General features: G+C 48.0%; 13 protein-coding genes. 10 read left to right on the top strand and 3 right to left on the bottom strand.

The features are described 5' to 3' along the window. The first annotated feature begins 254 nt into the window (after window positions 1-254). Window positions 255-896 (top strand): hypothetical protein, encoded by a 642-nt coding sequence (locus COV52_04685; protein PIR11302.1) that lies wholly within the window; start codon window positions 255-257, stop codon window positions 894-896. After that, complete coding sequence (locus tag COV52_04680) at window positions 896-1,417, top strand: adenine phosphoribosyltransferase (GenBank protein ID PIR11301.1); 522 nt, start codon at window positions 896-898, stop codon at window positions 1,415-1,417. The genes COV52_04685 and COV52_04680 overlap by 1 nt, the downstream gene beginning before the upstream one ends. Here the strand turns inward: COV52_04680 and COV52_04675 are convergent. Beyond that, window positions 1,407-2,495: a tRNA 2-thiouridine(34) synthase MnmA gene (locus COV52_04675; GenBank protein ID PIR11300.1), complete on the bottom strand. Its 1,089-nt coding sequence runs from the start codon at window positions 2,493-2,495 to the stop codon at window positions 1,407-1,409. The two genes, COV52_04680 and COV52_04675, sit on opposite strands and share 11 nt — an antisense overlap. A gap of 148 nt (window positions 2,496-2,643) precedes the next feature. Here COV52_04675 and COV52_04670 point away from each other — a divergent pair, with 148 nt between their 5' ends. Beyond that, the gene (locus COV52_04670; GenBank protein ID PIR11299.1) at window positions 2,644-3,897 is read left to right on the top strand and encodes an isocitrate dehydrogenase (NADP(+)); all 1,254 of its coding nucleotides are present in this window, start codon (window positions 2,644-2,646) and stop codon (window positions 3,895-3,897) included. Beyond that, window positions 3,875-4,483, top strand: coding sequence for a hypothetical protein (locus COV52_04665; GenBank protein ID PIR11298.1), 609 nt, complete (start codon window positions 3,875-3,877; stop codon window positions 4,481-4,483). Before COV52_04670 ends, COV52_04665 begins: the two co-directional genes overlap by 23 nt. A 59-nt stretch (window positions 4,484-4,542) precedes the next feature. Here the strand turns inward: COV52_04665 and gltA are convergent, their stop codons facing one another. Beyond that, entirely contained in the window at window positions 4,543-5,817 is a 1,275-nt protein-coding gene (gltA, locus tag COV52_04660) for a citrate (Si)-synthase (protein PIR11297.1), read from the bottom strand. Window positions 5,818-6,213: 396 nt separating this feature from the next. On the opposite strand from gltA, the gene sdhC reads away from it, so the two are divergent. The 6 genes from sdhC to COV52_04630 are packed head-to-tail and all read left to right on the top strand — an operon-like array spanning window position 6,214 to window position 13,476. Beyond that, window positions 6,214-6,612 carry a succinate dehydrogenase, cytochrome b556 subunit gene (sdhC, locus tag COV52_04655; protein PIR11303.1) on the top strand — a complete coding sequence of 133 codons (399 nt, stop codon included), beginning with the start codon at window positions 6,214-6,216 and terminating at the stop codon, window positions 6,610-6,612. A gap of 10 nt (window positions 6,613-6,622) precedes the next feature. Beyond that, window positions 6,623-6,970: a succinate dehydrogenase, hydrophobic membrane anchor protein gene (sdhD, locus tag COV52_04650; protein ID PIR11296.1), complete on the top strand. Its 348-nt coding sequence runs from the start codon at window positions 6,623-6,625 to the stop codon at window positions 6,968-6,970. A gap of 19 nt (window positions 6,971-6,989) precedes the next feature. Continuing rightward, on the top strand, window positions 6,990-8,750 hold the full coding sequence (gene sdhA / locus COV52_04645) for a succinate dehydrogenase flavoprotein subunit (protein ID PIR11295.1): 1,761 nt from the start codon (window positions 6,990-6,992) through the stop codon (window positions 8,748-8,750). Window positions 8,751-8,762: 12 nt separating this feature from the next. Beyond that, the gene (gene sdhB, locus COV52_04640; GenBank protein ID PIR11294.1) at window positions 8,763-9,473 is read left to right on the top strand and encodes a succinate dehydrogenase iron-sulfur subunit; all 711 of its coding nucleotides are present in this window, start codon (window positions 8,763-8,765) and stop codon (window positions 9,471-9,473) included. Window positions 9,474-9,495: 22 nt separating this feature from the next. Continuing rightward, on the top strand, window positions 9,496-12,303 hold the full coding sequence (sucA, locus tag COV52_04635; protein PIR11293.1) for a 2-oxoglutarate dehydrogenase E1 component: 2,808 nt from the start codon (window positions 9,496-9,498) through the stop codon (window positions 12,301-12,303). Window positions 12,304-12,321: 18 nt separating this feature from the next. Then, window positions 12,322-13,476, top strand: coding sequence for a dihydrolipoyllysine-residue succinyltransferase (locus COV52_04630; protein ID PIR11292.1), 1,155 nt, complete (start codon window positions 12,322-12,324; stop codon window positions 13,474-13,476). A gap of 194 nt (window positions 13,477-13,670) precedes the next feature. Here the strand turns inward: COV52_04630 and def are convergent, their stop codons facing one another. Then, window positions 13,671-14,243 (bottom strand): peptide deformylase, encoded by a 573-nt coding sequence (gene def / locus COV52_04625; GenBank protein PIR11291.1) that lies wholly within the window; start codon window positions 14,241-14,243, stop codon window positions 13,671-13,673. Window positions 14,244-14,387 lie beyond the last annotated feature (144 nt).

Genomic DNA, 14,387 nt, shown 5'->3' with positions numbered 1-14,387 from the left:
AGACCATGCCCCAGAGAATATGGCGATGATACGGCATATCGTTTTAAACTTATTAAGAGGTGCAAAATCCCAATTTCGCAAAGATATGAGCTTAAAAGGACTGCAAAAGAAAGCTGGCTGGGGTGAAAATACTCTTAGCGCTATTTTAATGCAGGAATTTTAATGGGACAGCCGTGTGCCTGTTTTTGAGACACTTGAAAGTTTGGAGTGTGACACGCTACAATCCCAAGGGCTATCGAACACGGAGAGAGAAGATGAAACGTTTAACTGCAAGCTTAATGATGTTTATGCTGAGTGCTTTGGCCTTGTCGGCAACCCCAGGTGTGCCGCTGTATCAAAACAAGAGCCTGCATTCTAAGATTGTCTCACACATTGCTTTGGATGCACCTATCGTCCCGATTTATGAAAAAGGGGATTGGCTCAAGGTGGGCAATACGCACAATGGTCAGGTTGGATGGGTAAACTTAAAGCAATATCAGGCGTTGAAGCAAAAGGCGATGCGGCCCGTGGTCAAGACCATCACGGTGACGCGAGTGCAGCAACACGGCCAGCCTGAAAGTTTGGTGGTGTATGAAAACGGGCGGCGTGTGAAGGGCGAAAAGGCGCAAAAGCTCTATCGTGCTGCGCAAGCACAACAGACGCAAATGAACCAGCAGTTTATGACCACCCAGCGTGAGATTGATCAAATGATGCGTCAGCAGCAGCAAGCCTTTCAAACCATGATGCAGACAGCCATGGAAAGCTTGCCGGAGAACCAGGCCAGTCTATTGCCTGCACCCAAAACGCCGATGGAAAAGCAAGCGGTCGCACTTAATCACAATGTGATGCAGTCTCAGCGTAATGTATTTTCTGCTACGCAAGCGATAAAAAGTTTTCATCAAAAGGATCAACATTGATGTCCTCTGAGGTGCTACTTTCATACATCAAAAATTACCCCGACTTTCCAAAGCCCGGTATTTTGTTCCGCGATATTATGCCGTTATACGAAAGCCCAAAGGGTCGAGCTTTATTGCGTGAATCTTTTGCAGAAGTGTTAGATATGAGTGCGATTGATGTGATTGTCGGTATCGATGCGCGTGGCTTTGTGTTATCCACCTTGCTGGCCGAAGCGTGGGCCAAGCCTATGGTGCTCGTGAGAAAGGCGGGGAAATTGCCTGGGTCTGTGGCTTCGTCCAGCTACAGCTTGGAGTACGGCGAAGCGACTTTGCAAATTCAAAAAAACACCTTAAAAGCCGGTGACAATGTACTGATTATGGATGATTTGCTGGCCACGGGCGGCACCTTATTGGCTTCGTGTGAATTGGTGGAATCGCAAGGTGCGAAAGTTGCGGCCCTGGCTACGGTGATTGAGCTAAAAGACTTGGCTGGAAGAGAGCGCTTATCGGCTTATTCTTTGGTGTCCTTGCTTACAGTATAACGGCGCCGCCTAAGCAGCGATCATGCGCATAAAATACGACAGATTGTCCGGGTGTGATCGCTCGCTGCGATTGTTCAAATTCGACCCTGAGTTCCTCGGGATTTTCAGCGTACACCGTGCAGACCTGATCCGCCTGGCGGTAGCGTGTTTTGGCGGTGCATTGTAGAGGGAAAGAGGGTGTTTCGCTGATCCAGTGTACTTGGTTTGCACGAAGGCTTTTTTGATGAAGCAGGGGATGATCGTGCCCTTGTACTACGATCAGTAGATTGTGTTCTAAATCTTTTTTCGCCACATACCAAGGCGATTCATCACCATGCTTGGTGCCGCCAATGCCAAGACCCTGGCGTTGGCCCATCGTGTAATACATCAAGCCTTGATGCTCGCCGATCACATCGCCGTGTTCGGTTTGAATCTCGCCGGGTTGCGCCGGTAAATAGCGTTGCAAAAAATCCCGAAACCGTCGCTCGCCAATAAAGCAGATGCCTGTGGAGTCTTTTTTGGCGTGATTGCGAAAGCCGTGTTCTTTGGCGAGAGCACGCACAGCCGGTTTTTCCAAACTGCCAACGGGAAACAAGCTGTGCTTCAGTGCGCGTTGTGTGATGCGATAAAGAAAATAACTTTGGTCTTTGTTTCCATCTAAGCCTTTTTCTAGCCAAAAAACACCGTTATTTTCAGAGCGCTGAACATAGTGTCCTGTCGCAATGTAATCGGCGCCGAGTTCTAAGGCGTAATCTAAAAACGCTTTAAATTTAATTTCTTTGTTGCACAAAATATCGGGGTTGGGTGTCCGACCGGCTTCGTATTCTTCCAAAAAATACGTGAACACACGGTCCCAATAGGCTTGTGCGAAGTTGACGGTGTGCAATCGAATCCCAAGTTTCATGGCGACCGCTTGCGCATCGAGTAGGTCTTGCTCTGCGTGACAGTTATTTTCTTGGCCGGGTTCTTCTTCCCAGTTTTTCATGAACAGGCCTTCGACCTGATAGCCTTGTTGTTTGAGCAGCAGGGCGGTGACGGAAGAATCCACGCCGCCGGACATGCCGACAATCACGCGGGTTTGTGAGACTGGTTTATTCATGGCGCGATTATGGCGGAATCTTCGCGAGCTGTCATCTTCGCCCTAATGCAACGTCTTTTGTGCAAGCCAAACCTTTGTTAACAGCCGCTAGATTGCCAAAGCCAGATCGACCGCGTATAGTAGCGCCAGAGCAAATAAGGGGAGTCGCATGAGTTACGATAAAATCCAAGTACCAAACGAAGGTCAAAAAATCACCATTGAAAACGGTCACGTCAACGTGCCGAATAACCCGGTTATTCCATTTATTGAAGGCGATGGCATTGGCGCAGACATTATGCCCGTCATGAAGAAAGTCATCGATGCCGCGGTTGAAAAAGCCTATAACGGGGAGAAGAAAATCACGTGGATGGAAATCTACGCGGGTGAAAAAGCGGTTAACGTTTATGGCGATAACACTTGGCTACCTGAAGAAACATTCGATGCGGTGCGTGAGTATAAAGTGGCGATCAAAGGCCCCTTAACGACACCGGTCGGTGGCGGTATTCGCTCTTTAAATGTGAGCTTGCGCCAAGTGTTGGATTTATACGTTTGCTTGCGCCCTGTGCGTTATTTCCAAGGTGTGCCTAGCCCGGTAAAAGCGCCAGAAAAAACGAATATGGTGATCTTTCGTGAAAACTCGGAAGACATCTACGCCGGTATTGAGTGGGAAGCGGATTCTGAAGGCGCGAGAAAAGTGATTAACTTTTTGCAAAACGAAATGGGTGTGAAGAAAATTCGTTTCCCTGAGCATTGCGGTATTGGCATTAAGCCGGTGTCTAAAGCCGGTACCTCACGTTTGGTGAAAGCCGCGATTCAATACGCGATCGATAACGACCGTGATTCTGTGACCTTGGTTCACAAAGGTAACATCATGAAGTTCACCGAAGGTGCGTTTCGTGATTGGGGCTATGAAATGGCTAAAACTGAATTTGGTGCCACAGAGGTGGATGGTGGACCTTGGTACTCATTCAAGAACCCAAAGACAGGTAAAGACATTATTATCAAAGACGTAATTGCTGATGCCTTTTTGCAGCAGATCTTATTGCGTCCGGCAGAGTACTCTGTCATTGCCACACTGAACTTAAACGGTGACTATGTCTCTGATGCTTTGGCGGCTCAAGTCGGCGGTATTGGTATCGCGCCGGGTGCAAACTTAAGCGATGAGGTTGCGTTTTTTGAAGCCACGCATGGCACAGCACCTAAGTATGCGGGTCAAGACAAAGTGAACCCAGGTTCTTTGATTTTGTCGGCTGAAATGATGTTGCGTCATATGGGCTGGTTTGAGGCCGCTGACTTGGTGATCAAAGGCATGGAAGGGGCGATTTCTCAAAAAGAAGTGACCTATGACTTTGAGCGCTTGATGACGGGTGCGAAATTATTGAAATGTTCTGAGTTTGGTGATGCCATCATCAAACACATGTAAAAGAGGAAAGGGTATGAAAAAAGCGAATCTAGTATTAATGGGCGCTATGGCTGGCGCTTTGGGCTTGGCCTCGACGGCGCATGCCGCATTGCGCGAGGGTGCATTTGTGTTGTCGCCGTTTGCGAATTACACCTGGTATGCCAGTAAGCGTCATTTGAAAAACCAAGGTGGTGTTGGCGCGTCTGTGGGTTATGCTGTCAGCAATCACTTATTGGTGAATGCGAGTGTGGCCGGTAACCGCACTAAGCAAAGGATTTCACCGTTCGATGATGTCTCTGTGATGCAATACGCCATCGACGGCAATTATTACTTTGGTCCGTATGCTGCTGCGCTTCAGCCCTATGTTGGCGGTGGTGTTGGTGTACAGCATTTTAACCAAGTTTTGGGCAGTGAAGTGAAAACGCAAACGAACTTGCATGCCAATGCCGGTCTTGCGTATTTCTTCACGCAAAACATCGGCTTACAAGGTGGTGCGCAGTATCTTTACACGGTCACAGGCTCTGGCCGCGCTGACTTTGGCGCCAACTTAGGTGTGGTGTTTATGTTTGGCGGTGGTTCTGCTGCAGGCAAAAATACGCTTTCTTAATAGAATCAGCAGATATAAAAAAGCCCGTCATTGACGGGCTTTTTTATGGGCTTAAGTTTTTAGCGTGACGACAAGTCGACGTAGTTACGCTTGTCGCTACCTGTGTAAAGCTGGCGTGGGCGGCCAATTTTATACGGCGCAGACAGCATTTCATGCCAGTGCGACATCCAACCTGGCGTGCGGCCCAACACGAAAATATTCGTGAAAAGATTGCTTGGGATGCCGATAGCGCGCTGTGTGATACCAGAGTAGAAATCCACGTTCGGGTAAAGTTTGCGTGATACAAAGTATTCGTCTTCTAGAGCGATATCTTGAAGTTTCATGGCCACTTTGAATAGCGGTGAGTCTTTAACCCCCACTTCGTCTAGCACTTCATGGCAAGTTTCACGCATGATTTTGGCGCGTGGGTCGAAGTTTTTATACACACGGTGCCCAAAGCCCATGAGTTTGAAGGGGTCGCTTTTATCTTTCGCTTTGGCAATATATTTCTCGATGTTTTCTTCATCACCGATTTCAATCAGCATGTTTAATGCCGCTTCGTTAGCACCACCGTGTGATGGTCCCCATAAAGCACCGATGCCTGCGGCATAGGCTGCACAGGCTTGTGTGTCAGTCGAGCCGACCAAGCGTACAGTCGATGTTGAGGCGTTTTGCTCGTGATCGGCATGTAGAACGAAAATTCTGTCGAGGGCTTTGGCGATTGTCGCATTGGGCGCGTCACCTTCTTTTTCAGCATTGAGCATGTAGAGGAAGTTTTCGCTGTAGCTTAAATCTCTGCGCGGCGCTAAAAATGCTTCGCCGGCATTGTGACGTTTGCAAAGGGCCACCATCACCGGTGCTTGTGCAATCAGGCGCATGACAGTTTCAATGCGGGCTTTTTCATCACTGATGTCGATGGGGTAGAGGGCGGCCAAGGCACTGCTGGCGGCCATCATCATCGCCATGGGGTGCGCATCTTGTGCAAACGCTTTAATGACGCTTTCCACGACGGGTTCAATTGCCGTGTGTGATTTAATGGCTTCTTCAAAAGCTGAGAGTTCAGAAGCACTTGGCAGTTCACTGTGTAGCAGCAAATAACAGACTTCCATGAAGGTGGACTGTTCAGCAAGCTGCTCGATAGGGTAGCCGCGATAAAGCAACTGGCCGGCTTCGCCGTCGATGTAGGTGATTTTGGATTCGCAAGAGGCTGTGGACATAAAGCCTGGGTCAAAGGTGTACAGCCCTGATTTACCTAAGGCTGAGATATCAGCGACTTGCTTGCCCAATGTGGGAGTTTGCACGGCTAGTTCGATGGTGTTGTCATTAAACCTCAGTGTGGCTTTATCTGTCGACATACTGGCTCCGTTGTTATCCAAAATTATATGGGGCATATTGTAGCGCAAGTTTGCCCACGAGTCGCTGAAAAATAACCATTTTAATCAAGCTTGTCTAGGGTGCGCTCTAATTTGCGACTTAAGTTTGTTTATTATTTAGACGCCTTTGGGGCTGGGATTAGGATTTTCTTCACGGCGACGTGCGAGGGCGCGAAGCACGCCATTAAGTCAACCATAGCGGCCGTAGAGTAACACAAAAATTGGCCAACTTTCCAGAACAATGGCTCAAGCAAAATTTGGCATCCGGTGATGGGATTATCTTTGCTTTTCAATGGCTTTGTCAGGATGCTAGAGTTTGCATGTTCGCGTCGTCTGTATATAATACTTGCGCGCATATTTAAACGTCGAGAGGTAATCGTGAGTAAAAATCGACCCGTTAACTTAAATATTATCAGTATGAAGTTCCCGATCACGGCAATGACATCCATCTTGCACCGTGCCACAGGGCTTTTGTTGTTTTTGTTTATTCCCTATGTATTGTGGCTGTTGTGGTATTCCTTATCCTCCGAGCAACACTTCGCTGTTTTATCTCACTACATGAGTTATTTTATTTTGCGCTTTGTGGTTTGGGTGTTTATGTCAGCCTTGTTTTACCACTTAGTGGCGGGTATTCGTCACTTACTCATGGATTGCCACATTGGTGACACACTGCGTGGTGGTCGCTTAGGCGCATGGTTTGTGATGGTGTTCACCTGGGCGGTGATTATTTTTCTTGGGATTTACATCCTGATCGGTTTTGACAACGTGATTTGGTAAGGGCGATAGTATGAGTGGTACAAAAGGTTTACGTGAATGGATAGCGCAAAGACTCACAGCGGTCTACATGGCGTTATACATCATTTTGATGTTCGCATATTTGGCGTCACACCCGCACTTAACGTATGGTGTATGGCGCCATTTGTTTCATGTATTTTGGGTGCAGTCCGCCACCATTATTTTCTTAGTGTGTTTAATGTGGCACGCCTGGATTGGTCTTTGGACCATTTTCACGGATTACGTGAAGGTATTGTGGTTACGTAAAGTGCTCGAAGTCATCGTATTATTAGCGTTGGTGTTTTATTTGATCTGGGGTATTCAAGTCGTTTGGCATATTCCTATGGTCTGGTCGTTTTAATTGAGTTGGGGAAGTATTGATGTTTGCAAGCTATGATTTCGATGCCATTATTGTCGGCGCCGGCGGTGCAGGTATGCGCGCGGCGCTGCAAATGGCGAGCTCCGGTTTAAAAGTCGGCGTTATCTCTAAAGTGTTTCCAACACGCTCGCACACCGTGTCTGCGCAAGGCGGTATTGCGGCGGCTTTGGGTAACGATCATAAAGATGATTGGCGTTGGCACATGTATGACACGGTCAAGGGCAGTGACTACTTGGCGGATCAAGATGCTTGTGAATACATGTGTGAACACGCACCTGAGGCGATTATCGAGCTTGAACATATGGGTATGCCCTTTTCACGCATGAAAAACGGTAAAATTTACCAACGTGCCTTTGGTGGTCAGACAGTCAATTACGGCGAAGGTATAGCACACCGAACCTGCGCAGCCGCTGACCGTACAGGCCATGCTCTTTTACACACCTTGTATCAGCAAAACATTAAAGCCAATACACACTTTTTTAATGAATGGTACGCATTGGATTTATTGAAATTGGATGATGGCTCTATTGCCGGTGTCATGGCGATGTGTATCGAAACGGGCGAGTTGGCCATGTTTCGCGCGCGCGCGACCGTGTTTGCCACAGGTGGTGCGGGCCGTATTTTTGAATCCACCACGAATGCGCACATTAACACGGGTGACGGCTTTGGTATGGCGCTGCGTGCGGGCTTGCCCTTGCAAGATATGGAATTCTGGCAATTTCACCCAACGGGTATCGCAGGTGCGGGCGTGTTGGTGACTGAAGGTTGCCGTGGTGAGGGTGGTTACCTCATCAATAAAGATGGCGAGCGTTTCATGGAGCGTTATGCCCCGCATGCGAAAGATTTGGCGTCACGCGACGTCGTGTCTCGCGCGATAGCTATTGAGCTTCGTGAGGGCCGTGGTTTTGAAATCAATGGTGTTCAATGCGCTAAATTAAACTTAACGCATTTAGGTGAAGACATTATTAAAGAGCGCTTGCCGGGTATTCGCGATTTGGCAATGACGTTTGCGCAAGTCGATCCGATCAAAGAGCCGATTCCTGTGGTGCCAACGTGTCACTATATCATGGGCGGTATTCCAACCAATATTCATGGCCAGGTGTTGCAATCCAATACGGGTAAAGATGCCGTCGTGAATGGTTTGTATGCTGTGGGTGAATGTGCTTGTGTGTCTGTGCATGGCTCTAACCGTTTGGGTAGTAACTCCTTGCTTGACCTGGTGGTCTTTGGTCGTGCAGCCGGTATTCATATTGAAGAGAGCTTGGGTCAAACTGGCGCAGCACCGGATGTTTCTGAAAGCATTATTGACGCATCAATGGCGCGTTACATGCGTTGGGAAAATTCAAAAGGTGGCGAAGATTTCCACGAGTTGCGCAAAGAAATGCAAAGTGTCATGCAATATCACTTTGGCGTGTTCCGTGAGCAAGCTAGCCTTGAAGAAGGCTGGGAAAAAATGCTCGACTTGTCTAAGCGTTTGGAAACGGCGCATCTGCAGGATAAGTCCAAGTCATTCAACGCTGCGCGTATGGAAGCCTTGGAGATGGATAACTTGATGGCCACCGCGTTGTGCACAGCGAAGTCTGCGCTTAACCGTACCGAAAGTCGTGGTGCGCACAGCCGTGAAGATTATCCGAAACGTGATGATGAAAATTGGATGAAGCACACGGTGTATCACGTGCTTGATCATAAGATCAGCTACCGTGAAGTGAACTTCAAGCCACACAAAGTTGAACCATTCCCGCCAAAAGAGCGCGTGTATTAATAGGATGACGTTATGAAATTTAGAATTTATCGCTACAATCCAGAAACCGATCAAGAACCGCACATGCAAGATTACGAGCTCGATATCCCGAAGGGTAGCGATATGATGCTGTTGACGGCTATCGAGATGATCAAAGAGCAAGATCAAACTTTGTCGTTACGTCGCTCTTGTCGCGAAGGGGTGTGTGGCTCAGACGGCATGAATATCAACGGCAAAAACGGTTTGGCTTGTATTACACCGCTGTCGAAGCTTAAAGAGCCCGTTGTGGTGCGTCCATTACCAGGCTTTCCTGTGATTCGCGACTTGGTCGTGGATATGGATGAATTTTATCGTCAATATCACCGCATCGAGCCGTATTTGCAAAATGATGCGCCTTTGCCGGCGAAAGAGCGCCTGCAATCGCCTGAAGACCGCGCGAAGCTTGACGGTTTGTATGAGTGTATTTTGTGTGCCTGCTGCTCAGCCTCATGCCCATCGTTCTGGTGGAACCCCGATAAATTCGTGGGCCCATCAGGCTTGTTGCAAGCTTACCGTTTCTTGGCGGATTCGCGTGATAACGCCACAACAAAACGCTTAGAAAATTTAAGCGATCCATTCAGCGTCTTCCGTTGCCGCGGCATTATGAACTGTGTGCATGTTTGCCCGAAAGGCTTAAACCCGACGCGCGCGATTGGTAAAATCAAATCGGCGATGTTGAAAGAAGGTATTACGGAACGTACGTAATAAATTTGGAGAATAATAATTAATGAGCGCTTTAGATTTTGAAACTGAGCGAAAAAATAGTTACCTAGAAGGCGATAATATCACCTACCTTGAGGGTTTATACGAAGATTTTTTGCATAACCCAGAGTCTTTGAGTGAAGAGTGGCGTGGATACTTCGAAGGCTTGTTGGCCGATGGTAAGCCCAAAGATGTGTCTATGGATTCGCTTCGCCATACGTTTAAATACTATAAGCCTAAGCCACGCGCCAGTGTTGCCGGCGGTGATGTTGAAAAAGAAATCGCTGTGATGCATTTGATCGAATCCTATAGGGCTTTTGGTCATTTGAAAGCTAAGCTTGACCCATTGGGTTTGCAAACACCGTATGAGCATCCTTCCTTAACGCTAGAAACGCATGGCTTAAGCTCCGCTGATTTATCAAAAACATTTTTTGCAGCGCATTTTGTTGTCGGTAAAGAAAGCACTTTAAAAAGCTTGATTGAAACGCTAGAGGCAATTTATTGCGGCTCAGTGGGTGTGGAGTACGAGCACATCAGCAATAACGATGAGCGTTATTGGTTGCGCGAACAACTCGAGCAATCCCCGCAGGCTTTTACTGCGGATGAGCAAAAACGCATTTTGAAAGACTTGGTCGCAGCTGATGGCTTGGAAAAATACCTGGCGTTGAAATATGTCGGCCAAAAACGTTTTTCATTGGAAGGGGGCGATACCTTAATTCCCTTGTTGAATCAGTTGCTGCACGATGGAGCTCGCTCAACCTTGGACGGCGTGGTCATTGGCATGGCACACCGTGGCCGTTTAAACGTTTTGGTGAACATTCTGGGTAAATCATCGCAACACTTGTTTGATGAATTCGAAGGTAAAAATATCGGTTCGGATAAGACGGGCGATGTGAAATATCATATGGGTTACTCCTCCGATGTTGTGGTAGGTGGCAAGCCGATACATGTCGCGCTCGCGTTTAACCCTTCACACTTGGAAATTGTTGCACCGGTGGTGCAAGGTGCTGTGCGCGCGAAACAGTTTCGCAATAAAGACACGGCACGTGAAAAACATTTAGCTGTGATGATTCACGGCGACTCGGCTGTCGCTGGCCAAGGCGTGGTGTTTGAAACCATCAATATGTCACAACTTCGTGGTTATGGCATTGGTGGTTCAGTGCATATCGTGATTAATAACCAGGTGGGTTTTACCACCAGCGATCCGAGGGACACGCGTTCATCGCACTATTGCTCTGATGTCGCTAAAACGGTCGATATGCCCATTTTCCATGTAAATGGTGATGATCCTGAAGCGGCTTGTCGTGTTATGAAGCTGGCTTTTGCCTATCAACGTCAGTTTAAAAAAGACGTGATGATTGATTTGGTCTGTTACCGTCGCCTAGGTCATAACGAAGCGGATGATCCTTCGATCACGCAGCCGGAGATGTATGCGGTTGTGAAAAAGCACCCGGTAACAGCGACGGTTTACGCTAAGCACTTGGTGGCTAAAAATATTATTGCTAGCGATGATATGAAAGCTATGCAAACGGATTATAAAGCGATCATGGATCAAGGTGGTCAAACGGTGAAAATCGATGAACAAGAATCCACTAAGCAGCGTACGGTTAATTGGTCAAAGTATGTGAATAAATCACTGCGTGATACCGTGGAAACTGCTGTACCGAAAGACACATTGGTCAAGCTGGGTCAGCGTATCACGAGCGTGCCTGAAGGGTTCAATGTGCATCCGCAAGTTCAGAAATTATTGGCCGAGCGCGATGAAATGACCGCAGGTAATATTCCTATGAATTGGGGTTACGCTGAAACCTTGGCGTATGCCTCTTTGGTCACCGAGACCTATCATGTGCGTTTAAGCGGTGAAGATTCTGGTCGCGGCACGTTTGCGCATCGCCACGCGGAACTGCATGATGCAAAAACCGGTGAAGTCTACACGCCTTTGTGCCATGTCGACGACTCTCAAGCCGAGTTCGAAGTCTTTAATTCAATTCTGAGTGAAGAAGCAGTGTTAGCTTTTGAATACGGTTACGCAGCCTCTGACCCTAAATATTTAGTGTTATGGGAAGCACAATTTGGTGATTTCGCCAATGGTGCTCAAATGGTTATCGACCAATTCATTAGCTCAGGCGAGCAGAAGTGGGACCGCGTGTGTGCGCTGGTGATGTTGCTGCCGCACGGTTATGAAGGCATGGGCCCCGAGCATTCCTCTGCGCGTTTAGAGCGTTATTTACAATTGTGCGCACAGCATAATATGCAAGTCTGTGTGCCTACCACGCCAGCTCAAGTGTTTCACATGTTGCGTCGTCAAATGTTGCGCCCAGCGCGTAAGCCTTTGATCGTCATGACACCGAAAAGTTTGTTGCGCCATAAGCTTGCTGTTTCAAGCTTAGACGATTTATCACATGGGCACTTCCACTTGGTGATTCATGAAATCGATGAACTGAAAGAAAAAAGTGTCAAGCGTGTGATTGTGTGTAGTGGTAAAGTCTATTATGACTTGTTGCAACAACGTCGCGATGATAAGCGTGAGGATGTGGCGATCGTGCGTATCGAGCAGCTTTATCCATTCCCACGTGATGAGCTTAAAGCCGAGTTAATGCGTTATGCGAATGCGAAAACGGTGGTGTGGTGCCAAGAAGAGCCACAAAACCAAGGGCCATGGTATCAAACGCACCATAACCTAACAGCCTGTCTGCATGAAGGCCAAAGCTTGCATTATGCAGGCCGCGAAGCGTCTGCAGCACCGGCGGTCGGTTACGCTTATAAGCACAAAGAAGAACAAGCTGCGCTGGTCGATCAAGCTTTAAATTCAAATTTTAATTCAAAACACTAAATTCAGAGGATTATAACGATGTCTGTACAAATCAAAGTTCCTGGCTTGCCTGAATCGGTCGCTGACGCGGTCGTCGCGACTTGGCACATTAAACCTGGCGAATCGATCGCAGAGGGTGAAACGATTGTTGACTTAGAAACCGATAAAGTGGTGATGGAAGTGCCTGCGCCTGCCAATGGTGTGTTGAAATCTATCGCGCAAGAAGAGGGTGCGACCGTTACAGCGGATATGGTCTTGGGTGAATTTGAAGCCGGCGAGCTTGCAGCGAGCCCTGAAAAAACTGACGATGCGCCGAAGGCCGAAGCAGCGCCTAAAAAAGCGGAAAAACCGGCTGAAGCAAAAGCCGCACCCGCTAAGTCTGGGCACTCAGCCGCTGATAACACAGCTTCACCGTCTGTGCGTCGTATGGCCGCGGAGAAGGGTGTTGATCCTGCCAGCTTGCAAGGCAAAGCGTCGGTCGCGGTTGACGTTGAACGTATTGAAGAACGTGTGCCGATGTCGCGTTTGCGCAAACGCATTGCTGAACGCTTATTGTCTGCGACGAATGAAACGGCGATGTTGACCACATTCAACGAAGTCAATATGAAGCCGGTGATGGATCTTCGCGCGAAATACAAAGAAGAGTTCCAAAAAACACAAGGCGCTAAATTAGGCTTTATGTCGTTCTTTACTAAAGCTGTGGTAGAAGCCTTGAAAAAATTCCCGGATGTTAACGCTTCGATTGATGGCGATGACATTGTGTACCACGGTTATTATGATATCGGTATTGCCGTATCCACTGAGCGCGGTTTGGTTGTGCCTGTCTTGCGAAATGTTGATCAGCTTTCGATGGCCGACATGGAAAACCAGATTGCCGAATTTGCCGGCCGCGCACGTGACGGCAAGTTGGCTTTGGAAGATATGACCGGCGGTAACTTTACCATCACCAACGGTGGCGTCTTTGGTTCATTGTTATCAACACCGATCATCAATCCGCCGCAAAGCGCCATTCTTGGCATGCATGCCATTCAAGAGCGCCCTGTGGCTGAAAATGGTGAAGTGGTGATTCGTCCGATGATGTACATTGCTTTGTCGTATGATCATCGTATCGTCGATGGTAAAACCTCGGTAAGCTTCTTGGTTGAGTTGAAAAAATTATTGGAAGATCCTGCACGTTTGATGTTGGGGCTTTGATCCGAAATTCAAAACGCAGTCGTAGCCTGGGTTGAGCGAAGCGATAACCCGGGGGAAATCAAACCCGGATTATCACACCTTCGGTGTTCAATCCAGGCTGCATGCACCAGCAAAAGTAGAACGAACCTAGCCTGGTTTGAAATGCGAAGCATTGAAAACCCGGGTTTATTACCCCCGGATTGTCGAGACGAGCTCTAATGATCGTGATGGCAGTGCGCATCGCCACAGCTGTTGCTCGCGAGATTTTTGCGCAGCTTGGCGATCTTTTTATCCAGCATGGCACGCTTTAAAGGCTTTAGATGATCGATATAGACTTTGCCTTCAAGGTGGTCCACTTCGTGAATAAAAAGTTTGGCTAAATACCCGCCGCGTGCCAGCTCGATGGTTTCGCCTTTTTCGTTCAGCGCTTTCATGGTGGTCAGCGCAGGGCGCTTGACCGCAGCGTGGATGTGATCTGGGTAGACCGACATGCAGCCTTCTTGTTCGTTAACTTCGCCTTCGGTCTTCACGATTTCGGGGTTTACAATGACGCGGGCGACTTGGTTTGATGGGTCATCGTTTTCGTAGTCGTAATAGACGAAAATACGCAAAGGCTTTTCAATGTCCAGCTGCGTCGCAGCAAGTCCACCACAATGATCCGTGTTTTCTAGTGTTTCCAGCATGTTGTGGATCATCTCTTGCACATGTGGCGCGTTGATATCATCCACTTTCTGTGCAACGGTCTTTAAGCGAGGATCAGGGTAATCGAGTATGCGGTACGTGCTCATGGTCAGCCTTTTGAATTTTTGGGCATTGTATCGTGTTTGAAAAGACAAGGCCAGAGCAGAGACACTCTGGCCCAGGGCTGTCCCATTAAATCAGGAAACGTCCATTTTTGGTCGATCTTGGGCGGAAATTTTCTTCGAAATACT

Source organism: Gammaproteobacteria bacterium CG11_big_fil_rev_8_21_14_0_20_46_22, assembly GCA_002796245.1.
Taxonomy (GTDB): domain Bacteria; phylum Pseudomonadota; class Gammaproteobacteria; order UBA12402; family UBA12402; genus 1-14-0-20-46-22.
This window is presented reverse-complemented; position numbering and strand designations above follow the sequence as displayed.